We start from the raw sequence: 15058 nt of genomic DNA on the forward strand, positions 1-15058 counted from the left end.
GGCTCTCTCCTTTCCACGGGAGGCGGGAGGGACCGGGTGGTCCCTCCCGCGCCGGATCACTTGCCGGATCGGTAGAGGGCCGCGACGTCGTCGGCGGACAGGGCGCGGTCGAAGACGTGCACCTGGTCGATGGCGCCGGGCCAGAAGTCGACCTGGTTGCCGCCGTACTTGCCTCGGCCGATCACGGTGTGACCGGTGGAGCGGTCGCCGAGGCACGCCGATCCGCTGCCGGCCTTCTCGCCGTTGACGTAGAGGGTGAGGGTTCCGGTCGCGGCGTCGCGGACGCCGGTGAGGTGGTACCACTGGCCGGTCTGCGGCGCGGCCGGGGCGAGCGCCCGGACGCCGGCGAAGCTGAACGCGAACCGGTCGTCGGCCCCGGAGTACTGCAGGTAGAAGGCGCTGTTGGTGTCGCCGTCCTGGCTGACCGCCGTGGCGAACGAGCCGCGCTTGTCGAGCTTCACCCAGGCGGACACGCTGTAGTTCCCGGTCGTGTCCAGGATGGCCGCTCCGGTGTCGGCGAACTGGTTCGAGCCGTTGAACTGCAGCGCGGACCCGGAGTGCCCGGTGGTCCACGTCGGCCCGTTCACGAGCGTCGCGTCGTGCGAGCCGGCGGCGTCCTTGGCGACGGAACCGGTCCCCTCGTCAAGGGGATAGAAGGCGACGCCGTCGAGGCCAGGGGTGCCCGGCGGGAAGGTCGCGCCGCCGCCCTGTCCGACCGAGCCGGAGGCGTTGATGAGGGCCAGGTTGGCCTTGCGCACCTCGGCGGCGTCGGGCTTGAGGACCTTGCGGTCGTAGGTGTAGATGCCGTTGAGCTCGTTCTCCACGTCGGTGATCTGGGTGTAGACGGAGGCGGAGAGGCCGCAGCCCTTCTCGACCTGGAGCAGGCGGTTCTGCAGCTCGGTGTAGCGCCCGGTCAGCGTGGCCGCGTCGGGCTCCATCTCGTAGGCGAAGCCGTGGGCGGGGTCGTACATGTGGCCGTCGACCTTGAGGCCCAGGCCGCCGTACTCGCCGTCCACCGAGGCGCGGGCGCCCTGCTGGATCGGCGTGCCGGGGCCGACGTAGGTGTGGTCGTCGCGGATGTCGCCCTCACCGTTGTCGGGAAGGGAATCGCAGCAGTTGACGCCGCTGTCGGCGTTGACGAGGCGGCTGGGGTCCCACGACTTGATCGCGGCGCTGATGCGGCCGGGTTCGTACTCGCCCCAGCCCTCGTTGAACGGCACCCAGACGATGATGGACGGGTGGCTGCGGTGCTGGTCGACCAGTGCGTGCAGCTCCGTCTCGAACTGCGTCTTGGTCGCGGCGGACGGCGAGTGCCCGGCGTACGTCGCGGGCATGTCCTGCCAGACGAGCAGGCCGAGCCTGTCCGCCCAGTAGTACCAGCGGTCGGGTTCGACCTTCACGTGCTTGCGGACCATGTTGAAGCCGAGGCGTTTGTGCGCCTGGAGGTCGAACCGCAGCGCCGCGTCGGTCGGCGCGGTGTAGATGCCGTCCGGCCAGAAGCCCTGGTCCAGCGTGCCGACCTGCATCGTGAACTTGCCGTTGAGCAGCATGCGGACCTTGCCGTCCGGACCCTTGCCGAGCGAGATCGAGCGCATCCCGAAGTAGGAGCCGACCTCGTCGGCGTGCCCGTGGCCGTCCCGCAGCCGCACCTTCAGCGTGTACAGGTACGGGTCGTCGGGCGTCCACAGGTGCGGCTCGGCGATGTGCAGGCGAAGCTCGGCGCCGGCCGCTCCGGTGACCCGGCCGACCTTCCGGTGTCCGGCGTACGCCGTCGCCTCCACGGTCCCGGCCTGCGCGCCGGCCGCCTGGACGGTGAGCCGCAAATCCTTGGCGGCCAGGTCCGGGGTCGCGTCGACCCGCTCGACGTGGGCGGCCGTGACCGGCTCCATCCAGACGGTCTGCCAGATGCCCGAGGAGGGCGTGTAGAAGATGCCGTCTCCGGGGGCGCGCTGTTTGCCGAGCGCCTGCGTCCCGATGTCGGTCGGGTCGTCGACTCCGACCAGGAGCTCCTGCGGTCCGGCGCCCCGGACCGCGTCGGTGACGTCTGCGGTGAAGGCGTCGTATCCGCCGGTGTGGGTGGCGACCCGCACGCCGTTGACGTAGACGGTGGTGTGGTAGTCGACGGCCTGGAAGTGCAGGAGGAGGCGGTCGCCGTGCCAGGAGGGCGGCACGGTGAAGGTCCGGCGGTACCACATGTGGTCGACGTGCCGTTTGACGCCCGACAGCGCCGACTCGATGGGGTAGGGGACGAGGACGCGTTCGGCGAGGTTCTGGCCGACGGGCGGGGCCTGGCCGGCGGTGGCCTCGGCGAACTGCCACGAGCCGTTGAGGTTCTGCCACCGGTCCCGGGTGAGCTGGGGGCGGGGGTACTCCGGGAGGGCGTTGCGGGCCGAGACCTGGCTCGTCCACGGGGTGGTCAGGGGCGGGTCGGCGGCGGCACGTGGCGCGGCGGCGGGGCTCGCGGCGGCGTGAGTCGCGGGGGACAGGAGGGCGGCGAGCAGAGCGAGGAGGGCGGCGGCTGCGGGGCCGCGGGGCCGGGCGCGGCGCACCGGGCGGAAGAGGGACACGGACGGTCTCCCATCTGTCGGACGGCTGTCGGAGGGAACCGGCGGAGGCGACGCGCGGAGGGAGGCGGCGGTACAACGGCCGCGAAAAGCCCACCGCGGACATCACGCCTCAGCATGAGCGAGCCTGATCGGATTTGCAATATTCGGATCGATGCAACGCTGTCTTCCTGATCGCTATTGACAGAACGAGATCAGCGATGACTCAATACGGGCACCTCCTGACCCGCACGAAGGGACCGGCCATGACCGTGCCTGCGACCTCCCGAAGGACGTCCTCACCCGCGTGGGTGCTCACCGTGGCCCTCACCCTGGTCACCGCGGCCGGCTGCGCCAAGTCGGAGAAAGACCAGGCGGCCGGCGCGCAGTCCGGCCAGCAGCCGCAGCAGGTGGTGCAGACGCCGTCCGGCAACGCTCCGTCCTGCACGATCGGCAAGTTCGGCGGCGCGAAGTTCGACCCCAAGACCTCGGTCGTGGGCTTCTCCCAGTCCGAGAAGGAGGCCAACCCCTTCCGCATCGCGGAGACGCAGTCGATCAAGGCGGAGGCGAAGCAGCAGGGGATCACCGGACTGCGCACGACCAACGGTCAGTCGCAGTTCAGCAAGCAGATCAGCGACGTGCAGCAGCTCATCGCCCAGGGCGCCAAGGCCCTCGTCATCGCGCCCCTGAACTCCGACGGCTGGGAGCCGGTGCTGCAGCAGGCGTCCGCCAAGCACATCCCGATCATCACGGTGGACCGGAAGATCAACGCCACCGCCTGCAAGGACTACGTGACGTTCATCGGGTCCGACTTCTACCAGCAGGGCAAGCGGGCCGCCGATCAGATGATCAAGGCCTTGAACGGCAAGGGGAAGGTCGCGATCCTCCTCGGCTCGTCCGGCAACAACGTGACCACCGACCGCACCAACGGCTTCAAGGACGAGATCGCCAAGCAGGCGCCCGGCATCCAGATCACCTTCCAGCAGACCGGCGACTTCGCGCGCGAGAAGGGCCAGCAGGTCACCGAGCAGATGATCCAGAGCCACCCCGACGTGGGCGCCATCTACGCCGAGAACGACGAGATGGCGCTGGGAGCGGTGACGGCGCTGAAGGGCGCAGGCAAGAAGGCCGGCGACATCAAGATCGTCTCGGTGGACGGCACCCGGAACGCCGTGGCGCAGATCGTCAGCGGCTGGATCTACGCGGTCGTCGAGTCCAACCCCCGCTTCGGCCCGCTGGCGTTCCAGACGCTGAGCAAGTTCGAAAGCGGCGAGCCGATCCCCGACAAGGTGATCATCTCCGATCGGGAGTACGACTCCTCCAACGCCAAGCAGTCCCTGGCGACCGCGTACTGACCGATGCTCCGACACCACCGGGGGTGCCTGTGACCGTGACGAAGCCCGACGATCGGCGCCCGCCGTACGATGACGCGCCGGTGCTGGCGGCCCGCGACATCGTCAAGCGCTTCACCGGGGTGCTCGCCCTCGACCGCGTGTCCCTCGGCCTGCGCCCCGGCGAGGTCCACGCGCTCGTCGGCGAGAACGGCGCGGGCAAGTCCACCCTCATCAAGGTGATCACCGGCGTCCATCGGCCCGACGAGGGCGAGGTGCTCCTGGCCGGGCGGCCCGCCGGCTTCGCCGGGCCGCTGGACGCGCAACGCGCCGGCGTGCAGGCGGTGCACCAGGAGATCGGCCTCGTGCCGGACCTCAGCATCGCCCGCAACCTGCTGCTCGGCCGCGAGCCGCGCCGCGCCTTCGGCCTCATCGACTCGCGGCGCATGCACGAGACGGCCGCCCGGACGCTGGCGTCGTACGGCGTGCGGGTGGACGTCCGGCTGCCGCTGCGGTCCCTCGGCGTGGGCGCGCAGCAGATGGTCGCGCTGGCGCGCGCGGTCTCCGTCGACGCCCGCGTGGTCATCATGGACGAGCCGACGTCCTCGCTCGAACCTCGCGAGGTCGACACGCTGTTCGACGTCATCGGCCGGCTGCGCGAGCAGGGCATCGCGGTCCTGTACGTCAGCCACCGCCTGGACGAGCTCTACCGGATCTGCGACGGTGTCACCGTGCTGCGCGACGGCCGAGTCGTCCACCAGGGGGCGCTCGCGGACCTCGACCGGCTCCGTCTCGTCTCGCTGATGCTCGGCCGGGACGTCGCGAACGTCCGCGCGGAAGGCGTCACCCGGTTCTCGGGGGCCCACGAGGTCTCCGGAGAGCCGGTCCTGGAGGCCCACGGGCTGTCCAGCCGGCACCTCCTCGACGACGTCTCGCTCACCGTCCGGTCCGGTGAGGTGGTCGGGTTGGGCGGCCTGCTCGGCGCGGGCCGTACGGAGACGGCCAAGGCCATCGCCGGGGCGCTGCCGCTCGACGCGGGACGCGTCACCGTGGCCGGGCTGTCCGTGCGCCGGGGGTCGGCCGGCGCCGCCGTGCGCGCGGGCGTCGCGCTGCTGCCGGAGGACCGCAAGGCCGAGGGCATCGTGCCGACCCTGTCGGTCCGCGACAACATCGCGCTGGCGGCCCTCCCGCGGCTGGCCCGCGCCGGGGTCGTGTCCGACGCGCGCATCGACCGGATCGTCGAAACGTTCATGAAGCGGCTGCGGATCAAGGCGACCGGGCCGCACCAGCCGGTGGCCGAGCTGTCGGGCGGCAACCAGCAGAAGGTGCTGCTGGCCCGCTGGCTGGCCACCGAGCCGAAGGTGCTGCTGCTGGACGAGCCCACGCGCGGCATCGACGTCGGCGCGAAGGCGGAGGTCCAGGCGCTGGTCGACGAACTCGCCGAGACGGGTCTCGGCGTCCTTCTGATCTCCTCCGACCTGGAGGAGCTGGTCGAGGGCTCCGACCGCGTCGTCGTTCTGAAGGACGGCGCCGTGGTCGGCGAACTGACCGGCGACGAACTCACCGAGGAGGGCGTGATGACCACGATCGCGCAGGGGTCTCATGAGTGAGGCCGCCGTCGCGCTGCCCCGGCCGGCCGGCGCGCGGGTGCTGACCTGGCTGCAGAACTACGGGGTGTACGCCGCGATCGCCGTCCTGATCGTCGTGAACATCGCGATCACGCCGCACTTCCTCAGCATGGAGAACCTCCGCACCCAGCTCGTCCAGGTCGCACCGGTCGTCATCGTCTCGCTCGGCATGGCCCTGGTGATCGGCACGGAGGGCGTGGACCTGTCCGTGGGCTCGGTGATGGCCCTCGCCACCGCGCTGCTGCCGCTCTACCTCGGGTACGGGGTCGGGCCGGCGATCCTCGTGGCCCTGCTGGGCGGTGTCGCCGTCGGGCTGGTCAACGGCTCACTCGTGGCGTTCGTGCGGGTCCAGCCGATCGTCGCCACCCTCGCGCTGTTCGTCGGCGGCCGGGGGCTCGCCCTCGTGCTGGCCGGCGGGCAGCTCAAGGACGTCCACAACGCGACGCTGCTGGACCTCGGCTCGTCGAGCGTCGCCGGCGTTCCGCTCCCCGTGGTGGTCGCGGGCGCGCTGACGCTCCTGGTGACGGGCGTCGTCCGGCGGACGACGTTCGGCCGGCAGCTCGTCGCGATCGGCGGCAACCGCACGGCGAGCGTCCTGTCCGGCCTGCCGGTCCGGCGGGTCCTGCTGCTGGTGTACGTGCTGTCGGGTCTGCTCGCCGCGGTCGCGGGCGTGCTCGCCACCGCCCGGCTGCAGGCCAGCGACCCGTCGTCGCTCGGCCTGCTGATGGAGCTGTCGGCCATCACCGCCGTGGTGGTCGGCGGCACCCCGCTCACCGGCGGCCGGGTGCGCGTCCTGGGCACCGTCGCCGGCGCGCTGCTGATCCAGCTCGTCCGCGCCACGCTGATCAAGCACGACCTGCCCGACTCGGTCGCCCAGATGGTGCAGGCAGTGATCATCCTCGCGGCCGTCTACGCCGCCAGGGGAGGGACCGGACGATGACCACCGAGCAAGCGGCCGCCGACGCACCCGTCGTCCACGACGCCTACCGGCCGAGCCGGCGCGACCGCGCCTTCGGCCTGATCCAGCGGCACGGCGCAACGGCGGTGCTCGTGCTCCTGCTCGCCGTCGGCTCGCTCGCCTTCGCCCGCTTCCCCACGGGTGAGAACCTCGGCGACATCGCCATCACCTCGACGTTTCCGGCGATGGTGGCGCTGGGCATGACCTTCGTCATCATCACCGGCGGCATCGACCTGTCGGTCGGCTCCGTCTTCGCGCTCGGCGGGGTGCTCGCCGCGTACGCGGTGCGGTGGGGCACCCCGGCCGCGCTCCTGGTGCCCCTGGTCGCCTGCGGCACGATCGGCCTGGTGCAGGGCCTGCTGATCGCGCGGGTCCGGCTCGCGCCGTTCATCGTCACCCTCGCCGGCCTGCTCGGCGCGCGCGGCCTGCTGCTGTCGATCTCGCACGAGGGCGCGACGACGTACCTGATCCCGCACGGCTCGATGCTCGCCCGGTTCGGCCAGGGACGCCTGCTCGGGCTGGGCTACCCGGTCTACCTCACGCTCGCCCTGTTCGTCGTCGGCGCCGTGCTGCTGCAGCGCACCGGGTTCGGCCAGGCGGTGTACGCCATCGGCGGCGCGGAGGACGCCGCCGCGCTGATGGGCGTGCCGGTCGCCCGCACGAAGATCATCGTGTACGCGCTGTCCGGCACGCTGGCCGGGCTCTCCGGGGCGCTGAACGCCGCCCGCCTGTCATCCGGGGTGACCATCCTCGGCACCGGCATGGAACTGGACGTCATCGCCGCGGTCGTCATCGGCGGCACGCTGCTGACCGGCGGCGCGGGCTCCGTCAGCGGCACGATCGCCGGCGTTCTCCTGCTCGGCGTGATCCAGAACCTGATCAACCAGATCGGCGACCTGTCCTCCTCCTACCAGCAGGTCGTGAGCGGCGCGTTCCTCGCCGTCGTCGTGGTGGCGCAGACCTACCTGAGCCGCGCGCGCCGGATGTGACCGTCGAGGACTGGAGCCCACGTACGGGAATCCGTTTTACCCCTACGGTTTCGGGCTTCACGCCTGGTAGGGGAGCGGCCTGCACTACTATCCGGATAGTAAAAACTATCTGGATAGTAGTTCTCTGTTAGGGGTGCGGGTGTCTCATCTGACGTACACCGAGGCCGTCGTGGTCGGGTTGCTGCAGGGTGTGGCGGAGCTGTTCCCGGTATCCAGCCTCGGCCACAGCGTCCTGATCCCGGCCCTGGTCGGTGGCCAGTGGGCGCGCGACCTGAACGTCTCGACCCCGGAGTCGCCGTATCTGGCGTTCATCGTCGGCCTGCACGTGGCGACGGCGATCGCCCTGCTGGCCTTCTTCTGGCGGGACTGGGTCCGCATCATCGGCGGCTTCCTGACCTCGGTGCGCGATCGCCGCATCGAGACCCCGGACCAGCGCCTGGCCTGGCTGATCATCTTCGCGACGATCCCGGTCGGGGTCGTCGGGCTGCTGGTCGAGCACACGTTCCGGACCGTGCTCGGCAAACCGGTCCCCGCGGCGATCTTCCTCGCCCTCAACGGCGGAGTCCTGTACGCGGGGGAGCGGCTGCGCCGCCGGGAGTCGCGGGCGGCCGACCGGGCGGTGGCGGCCTCGGTCGGGAGCACGGCCACCGACCTGGCGCTGGAGTCGGACCGGCGCCTGGCCGGGCTCGGTTTCAGCCGGGGTACGGGCATCGGCGCGGCGCAGATCCTCGCGCTGCTGCCCGGCATCAGCCGTTCGGGCGTGACGATGGTCGCGGGCCTGCTGCGCGGGCTGTCCCACGAGGACGCCGCCCGGTTCTCGTTCCTGCTGGCCACCCCGGTGATCCTCGCCGCGGGCGTGCTGAAGATCCCCGACCTGACCGGTCCGCTCGGTAACGGCATCCACGGTCAGGTGCTGGTCGGCAGTGTGCTCTCGGGCGTCGGCGCCTACGTGTCCGTGCGGTTCCTCACCAGGTACTTCGAGACGCGGACGCTGACGCCGTTCGCCGTGTACTGCGTGGTCGCCGGGCTGGGCAGCCTGATCTGGCTCGGAGTCCGCTGACCCGACGGCAGGGTCGTCGCGTCCACCGGGGCGGTGGGCGCGACGACGACCTCCGGCACTTACCCCAAGCCGTTACCGAATTCTCGGCATTTACCCGATGGCCGGGTCGGCCTCACTTGCATTTAGGGTTACATTTTCCTTTGCCTCGACGGTAGCCGTATTTGGCGCACCGATGGGTCTTGGGGTTCATCTTGAGGCAGCACCGGGTACACGGCGGAGGTTTGGCGGTGATCCGTGCCGCCGATGCCGGGGCGGCGATGGTCGTCCGGGCGTTCGCCGCGCCGCCGGGCGTAAGGGCGGCCCCGAGCGCCAGCGTGGCGACGGTTCCGGCCGCCGCCGCCAACCGTGTGATCTTCCGAGTCATGTGATCCCCTCTTTCTGGTATTTCGCTCCAACTTCAACAGGTTTGCAGTTTTTACCGATTTTCGGGAAGAGTGGAAGCAGCGGTACCGGCGACACCTGGTCAACATTTACACGACGCTTGAAACCCACTTTGTCAAGTGTCAGGCTGATGGCGGACGTCGTGACGAAACGGGCCAGGAAACGCTGAGTTGGGTAGGTAGTTGACAGGAGTGGCGATTGGGGGGTCCTCATGCGGAGACCGGACAGGCGTCAAATGCTGATGGCCATCGCCGCGGCGGGAGCCGGGCTCCTGGCGGGCGGAGCACCCGAGCTGACACGGATGTCGGAGCCGGCCGCGCCGTCGAAGAGACAGGCCCGGCACGCGCTGAAGGCGGCCCGTCATCCTCTCCGCGACCCGGGATACGCGCACGGGCCGCTGCACGCGCTACGCCGCCCGGTGCACAACCTGCACGACCTGACGCCGGCGGCTCCCGCGAACGCCATCGCGCTGACCATCGACGACGGCCCGCACCCTCGGTGGACGCCGATGATGCTGGATCTGCTCGCCGAGTTCCAGGTGCCGGCGACGTTCTCCCTCATCGGGGTCCAGGTCGCCGAGCTCCCGAAGCTGGTCGAGCGGATCGTGGCCGCAGGACACCAGGTCTGCGATCACACCGTTACCCACCCGCTGAACCTGCCGCACCTGTCCTCCTCCCAGATCCGGGAGGAGATCGGCGGCGCACACGACCGCATCGCCCACACCGCGGGGGTCGCCCCGCAGTTCTTCCGCTCGCCCGGCGGCGCCTGGTCCGCCGAGATCATGGACACGGCGACCGCCCACGGGATGATCTGCGTCGACTGGGAGGTCGACCCCAGGGACTGGGCGCGGCCGGGCAGGATCGCCATCACCGACCGGATGCTCCGCGCCCGGGGCGGCGACATCCTCCTGTGCCACGACGGCGGCGGCGACCGCTCAGAGACGATTCAGGCGCTGCGCACCGTGATCCCCGCTCTCCAACGGCGCGGCCTCACCTTCGTGGCGCTGTGAACGAGGCGGCCGACCTCACCGTCCAGGCCTGACACGACGGGTCATATCACCGCGTCCGTGACGCCCTGGATATCGCGGTCGGCCCGCCGGGCCTCGATCAGATCATGCCGGGCATGCCGGTGGCCCGCGTGGTGCGGGTCGCCGGCTTCTGGGCGGTGGTGGATCTCCATGGCCTCCAGGCTCCCGTGCAGATCGGTGGCGGCGTCCAGCGCTCCGGCCCCGGACATCGTCAGACAGGCCGCCAGGGCGGTCGCCATGCCGGGCAGCAACCGAGACCGTCTCGGCGCCGGAGTGGCCAGGAGCGCCGCGACCCGGCGGGGAACGGGGCCGCTGATGGCGGAGAGGACCGGGCCGGGCGCGGAGACGGGCGAGCCCACTCGGCTCCGCGCCAGCGCGGCCCGTGCGATGGCGCGGGCCACGAGACGCCGGTCCCCGACGGTGTCCGCCGCCGACTCGTCGGCCCAGCGCTCGAGGTGGTAACGCAGGGGGCCGCGAAGGGCGGCCAGCGCCGGATGCAGGACGGTCGCAACGTCCATCGCCAGGGTGAACCAGTGGTGGCGGCCGGCGAGATGCGCGCGCTCGTGAGCGAGCAGGACGTCGCGCTCGCGGGCGTCCAGCGCCCGCAGCATGCCGGTCGTGACCACGACGGTGCCGGGACGGCCGGGAACGGCATAGGCGTCCGGCAACTCGTCCCGCAACACGGTCAGCCCGCCGCGGCGCGACCGGGAGGCGTTCCTGGCCAGCGTGAGGACGGCCCGCCGTCGATGGAGCGTCCAGAACGCGACGATGATCGTCACGGCCAGCGCCGCACCGGCCGCGCAGGCCAACGGGACGGGGACCGGCGACATCCGCCGCAGCAGGACGGGCGACAGGTGCTCGGCGGCCGCCACGAACGGAACCCGGAGGAGTCCCGCGCCGGTCAGCAAGAGGAGGGCGAGCGCGGTGCAGCCGGACAGGAGAACGCCGGTCGCGGCCAGCAGCCACGAGGCCGACCGCGGCGACAGCCGATCCGCCAGGAGACGGACGAGCGGCACCGCGAGCAGGGGCACCAGCAGCGGCATCCATACGTCGACGACCATGCCCTTCATTATGGGCGCACGTGTGCGGCCGCCCGTACGGCCTTCTTGTTCCGTGTGATCTACTATCGATGTAATACACACGCATGGAGATTGACGTGACCAAGGAGCGCGAGCAGGGACGGCGGCCCGCCGGCATGCTCGAGGACGCCGTGCTGGCCGCCCTGTGGCAAGGCGGTCGGCCGATGAGCCCCGCCGACGTGCAGGCCGTGCTTCCCGACACCCCCGCCTACACGACGGTGATGACCACCCTCGCGCGGCTGCATCGCAAGGGTCTGGCCACCCGCACCCGGGCCGGCCGCGGATTCGTCTACTCGCCCAACGTCGACGAGGCGGCGCACACGGCCACCGCCATGCACGACCTGCTCCGGCGGCGCCGCGACCGCGCGGCCGTACTCGCCCGCTTCATCTCCGACCTGGCCCCCGAGGACGAGCGCCTGCTGCAGCAACTGCTGCGCCACGACGACGCCGACTGAGGGCACCGGCCGCTTGCTACTATCCGGGTAGTATTAGGCAAGCCTTGCCTATCTAGCGTGCGCGAACGGTGCGGCAGAGGCATGCGTCACATCTCGACCCCCGGAGTGTCTTCATGGGATCCGCCCAGATCGCCGTGCTCGGAGCGATAGCCGGCTTCACCATCTACCTCGGCCTGCCGATCGGCCGGCTGCGCTCGCCGCTGCCGAAGGTCCGGGCCCTGCTGAACGCGACCGCCACCGGCATCCTGATCTTCCTTCTGTGGGACGTGCTCGCACACGCGTGGGAGCCGGTCGACACCGCGCTCGGCCATCACGGGTACGGCGCGGCGATCGGCAACGGGGCGGTGTTCGCGGTCTGCTTCGGCATCGGACTGCTCGGCCTCGTTCATTTCGACCGCGCGATCGCACGCCGCGCCCGGCGGGCGGCTCCGAGGCGGTCCGGTCCCGGCACGGCGTCGGCGGCCGAATTCCAGGCCGAGGCCACCGGTCTGTCGCGTCTGGGTGACCTGCCCATGATGATCGCGATCGGAATCGGGCTGCACAATTTCGCCGAGGGCCTGGCGATCGGCAACTCCGCCGCCCACGGCGAGTTGCAACTCGCCGTCCTGCTCATCATCGGATTCGGCCTGCACAACGCGACCGAAGGGTTCGGAATCGTCGCCCCCATGGCCGCCGAAAGCCGCCGGCCGTCATGGGGCTACCTGGCGCTCCTGGGCCTCATCGGCGGCGGTCCGACGTTCCTGGGCACTCTCATCGGCCAGCATGTCGTCAATGACACGGTGTCCATTGGATTCCTCACCCTCGCGGCCGGATCCATCCTGTACGTGGTGATCGAACTGCTGGCGGTGGCCCGCAAACTGGGGCTGAAGACGCTGACCACCTGGGGAGTTCTGCTGGGCGTGCTGGCCGGATTCGCCACCGACGCGATCGTTACCGCCGCAGGAGCCTGAGCCCTGGCCGGGATCTAGGTACTATCCGGGTAGTAGCCGTGCCCTGCACCCGGAGGCCAGTCGTGAAAGAACGGCGTGTCCGTCGCGCTCTGCTCCTCACGGCGATGGCCCTCGCCGGGTGCCTGACGGCGGCGTGCGGCAAGGGCGGGTCCGCCCCTGCCGCCGATCCGAGCCCGGCGGTCCGATCGGTGCCGCAGTTCGGGCACCTGGTCGTGGTCATGCTGGAGAACAAGTCCGACACCCAGATCATCGGTGCCCGTGACGCGCCGTACCTGACGTCGCTGGCCCGGAGCGGCGCGCTGTTCACGAACTCTTACGCGATCCGGCACCCCAGCCAGCCGAACTACCTGGCGCTGTTCTCGGGGTCGACGCAAGGCCTCACCGACGACTCCTGCCCGCACTCCTACACCGCCCCGAACCTCGCCTCGGAGGTCTCCGCCGCGGGGCTGAGCTTCGCCGGTTTCGCCGAGGGACTCCCGGCGTTCGACCGGGCCGCCTGCGACAGTGGGCGCTATGCCCGCAAGCACGTGCCCTGGGCGGACTTCCCCGACCTGCCGGACGCGGTGAGCCGGTCCTTCGCCGACTTCCCCGCCGACTACGCCGCGCTGCCCACGGTGTCGTTCGTGATCCCGGACATGTGCGACGACATGCACAACTGCCCGGTGAAGACCGGGGACGCCTGGATCCGGGACAACCTGGACGGCTATGTCCGGTGGGCGCGTACCCACGACAGCCTGCTCATCGTCACCTTCGACGAGAACGACGGCTCTCCCGGCAACAAGATCGCCACCATCTTCGCCGGAGCGTCCGTGAAGCCCGGCGCCTATCCCGAGAAGATCGACCATTACCGCGTGCTGCGGACCATCGAGGACGCCTACGGCCTGTCCCACGCGGGGACGGCGGCCTCGCGCAGCCCCATCACGGACGTGTGGACGACCGGCCGAGGGTGACCCGGCAGGAGTTCCCGGGTAGGGGAGTAGCGCCCCCGGAATGCCAGGCGGTGACGGGATCATGCGGACGAGTGGCCGGTGGTTGATCGCGGGCGTTCTCGCGCTGCCGTCCCCGTGCGGCTGCGCGGCGTCCGGCGGCACCGCCACCGGCGGGACGCCTCCGCCTGCGGCGGTCCGCCGTACCGTGCCGCTCGGCGCCTCCGTAGACGGCCGTCCCATCGTCGCGGTCGAGTCGGGTGATCCGGCGAGCCCGCGGAAGGTGCTGGTGGTGGGCTGCATCCACGGGGACGAGCAGGCGGGGATCGCGGTCGCCCGGGCGCTCGTCGACGGCCCGGCCCCCGCCCACGCCGACCTGTGGGTGATCCCGGTGCTCAACCCCGATGGAGTCGCCGCCCACACGCGCGGCAACGCCCACGGAGTCGATCTCAACCGGAACCTCCCCGCGGGCTGGCGTTCGCCCGGCCCGCCGGGCTCGGAGTTCTTCGCCGGGTCAGGTCCCCTCTCGGAGCCGGAGTCCAGGTCCGTCGCCGCGTTGATCCGCCGGATCAGGCCGACCGTGGGGATCTGGTTCCACCAGCACATGGCCGTGGTCGACACCTCGGAGGGGCCGAAGGAGGTCGAGCGGCGCTTCGCCCGGCAGGTGGGGCTTCCGGCGCGGCCCCTGACCGACTACCCGGGCAGCGTCACCGGCTGGGAGAACACCGTGGTCCCCGACAGCGCGTTCGTGGTCGAACTGCCCGCCGGTGCCCTGTCCGCACCGGCGGTACGCCGCTACGTCGCGGCCGTCCGGACGATCACAGGACCGTGATCGCGAGGTCCCGGTGCCGGGCGAGCCCCGCACCGGGACGCGAACCGTACGAGTCAGCGTGCCGTGTCTTTGCGGGTCACGCTCAGATAGCCGACGAAACCGACGATGATGACGGCCAGGGCCAGGCTGACCGGACCCGTGCCCAGGGCGAGACCGCCTCGAGCGCGCGATACCCCCATCCAGTCGGCGAATGACGCGCCGAGCGGCCGGGTGAGGACGTACGCGAACCAGAAGGCGAAGACGGCGTTCATCCGCAGCCAGCGGTAGGCCAGGGCCGGGAGCGCGATCAGGACCGCGAACATGACGCCCGAGGCGAGGTATCCGAGGTGGACGGTGACCGCGGTCATGTCGCCGGTGGCGGTGCCGAGCGCGAACGTCGTCATGACGGTGGCCCAGTAGAACAGCTCCCGGCGCATCGTCACGATGCTGTGAATGGACAACGTCTTCTCGCTCGCGTACCAGATTGCGAAGATCACGGCCAGCGCGACCATAAAGAATGCGGTCGAAATAACGTACGGAATGCCGAGGGCGACGTGCAGCACGTCGGCGGCCATCGTGCCGAAGACGCTGACCATGGTGATGGCCGTCCAGTATATCCAGGCGACATAGCGTCGGACGCCGAACTGGAGCGCCAGCGAGGCCGCGAGGAAGATTCCCGCCAGGGCGACCGCGATGATCGGGTTGAGGCGATGGGCCAGGTAGTCGGAGGTCGTCTCGCCCATGCCGGTGGTCAAGACCTTGACGATCCAGAAGTAGGCCGTCACTTCCGGGACTTTGCTCATCGCCCGCCGAGTAACGGTTATGGGGCTGTTTTGAAGGTGACTCGTCGCCATATCGACAAGGATGGCATATCGCCGCCGCTTGGTGGCGGGATCCAGCATGTCAAGGTGCTATCCGCG

13 protein-coding genes are annotated in these 15058 nt (G+C 70.6%); 10 read left to right on the forward strand and 3 right to left on the reverse strand.

The window, feature by feature from the left end; all coding sequences use genetic code 11:
- Positions 1-56: 56 nt before the first annotated feature.
- Entirely contained in the window at positions 57-2567 is a 2511-nt protein-coding gene (locus tag ACQP2O_RS20035; RefSeq protein WP_433187128.1) for a LamG-like jellyroll fold domain-containing protein, read from the reverse strand.
- A gap of 242 nt (positions 2568-2809) precedes the next feature.
- Here ACQP2O_RS20035 and ACQP2O_RS20040 point away from each other — a divergent pair, with 242 nt between their 5' ends.
- The 6 genes from ACQP2O_RS20040 to ACQP2O_RS20065 all read left to right on the forward strand — a co-directional run bounded on the left by ACQP2O_RS20040 (position 2810) and on the right by ACQP2O_RS20065 (position 9899).
- The gene (locus tag ACQP2O_RS20040; RefSeq protein WP_433187131.1) at positions 2810-3898 is read left to right on the forward strand and encodes an ABC transporter substrate-binding protein; all 1089 of its coding nucleotides are present in this window, start codon (positions 2810-2812) and stop codon (positions 3896-3898) included.
- Between the two features lie 35 nt (positions 3899-3933).
- Entirely contained in the window at positions 3934-5484 is a 1551-nt protein-coding gene (locus ACQP2O_RS20045; RefSeq protein WP_433187133.1) for a sugar ABC transporter ATP-binding protein, read from the forward strand.
- The gene (locus ACQP2O_RS20050; protein WP_433187136.1) at positions 5477-6442 is read left to right on the forward strand and encodes an ABC transporter permease; all 966 of its coding nucleotides are present in this window, start codon (positions 5477-5479) and stop codon (positions 6440-6442) included. Before ACQP2O_RS20045 ends, ACQP2O_RS20050 begins: the two co-directional genes overlap by 8 nt.
- The gene (locus tag ACQP2O_RS20055) at positions 6439-7449 is read left to right on the forward strand and encodes an ABC transporter permease (RefSeq protein ID WP_433187139.1); all 1011 of its coding nucleotides are present in this window, start codon (positions 6439-6441) and stop codon (positions 7447-7449) included. Before ACQP2O_RS20050 ends, ACQP2O_RS20055 begins: the two co-directional genes overlap by 4 nt.
- Before the next feature lie 139 nt (positions 7450-7588).
- Complete coding sequence (locus ACQP2O_RS20060; RefSeq protein WP_433187142.1) at positions 7589-8509, forward strand: undecaprenyl-diphosphate phosphatase; 921 nt, start codon at positions 7589-7591, stop codon at positions 8507-8509.
- A gap of 616 nt (positions 8510-9125) precedes the next feature.
- Complete coding sequence (locus tag ACQP2O_RS20065) at positions 9126-9899, forward strand: polysaccharide deacetylase family protein (protein WP_433187145.1); 774 nt, start codon at positions 9126-9128, stop codon at positions 9897-9899.
- 41 nt (positions 9900-9940) lie between these two features.
- Here the strand turns inward: ACQP2O_RS20065 and ACQP2O_RS20070 are convergent, their stop codons facing one another.
- Positions 9941-10978, reverse strand: a complete 1038-nt coding sequence (locus ACQP2O_RS20070) for a M56 family metallopeptidase (protein ID WP_433187148.1) — start codon at positions 10976-10978, stop codon at positions 9941-9943.
- An 83-nt stretch (positions 10979-11061) separates the two neighbouring features.
- Between ACQP2O_RS20070 and ACQP2O_RS20075 the strand changes: the two genes are divergently transcribed.
- The 4 genes from ACQP2O_RS20075 (at position 11062) to ACQP2O_RS20090 (ending at position 14159) form a co-directional block, all read left to right on the forward strand.
- Positions 11062-11451, forward strand: coding sequence for a BlaI/MecI/CopY family transcriptional regulator (locus ACQP2O_RS20075; RefSeq protein WP_433187150.1), 390 nt, complete (start codon positions 11062-11064; stop codon positions 11449-11451).
- 113 nt (positions 11452-11564) lie between these two features.
- Positions 11565-12401, forward strand: a complete 837-nt coding sequence (locus ACQP2O_RS20080; protein WP_433187153.1) for a ZIP family metal transporter — start codon at positions 11565-11567, stop codon at positions 12399-12401.
- Between the two features lie 62 nt (positions 12402-12463).
- Complete coding sequence (locus tag ACQP2O_RS20085; protein WP_433187156.1) at positions 12464-13351, forward strand: alkaline phosphatase family protein; 888 nt, start codon at positions 12464-12466, stop codon at positions 13349-13351.
- A gap of 61 nt (positions 13352-13412) precedes the next feature.
- On the forward strand, positions 13413-14159 hold the full coding sequence (locus ACQP2O_RS20090) for a M14 family zinc carboxypeptidase (RefSeq protein ID WP_433187158.1): 747 nt from the start codon (positions 13413-13415) through the stop codon (positions 14157-14159).
- 53 nt (positions 14160-14212) lie between these two features.
- On the opposite strand, the gene ACQP2O_RS20095 is transcribed toward ACQP2O_RS20090, so the two are convergent.
- Positions 14213-15040 (reverse strand): COG4705 family protein, encoded by an 828-nt coding sequence (locus tag ACQP2O_RS20095; RefSeq protein WP_433187160.1) that lies wholly within the window; start codon positions 15038-15040, stop codon positions 14213-14215.
- Positions 15041-15058: the final 18 nt, after the last annotated feature.

The sequence above is a fragment of the Actinoallomurus sp. CA-150999 genome (genome assembly GCF_050942425.1).
In the GTDB taxonomy this organism is placed as follows: domain Bacteria; phylum Actinomycetota; class Actinomycetes; order Streptosporangiales; family Streptosporangiaceae; genus Actinoallomurus.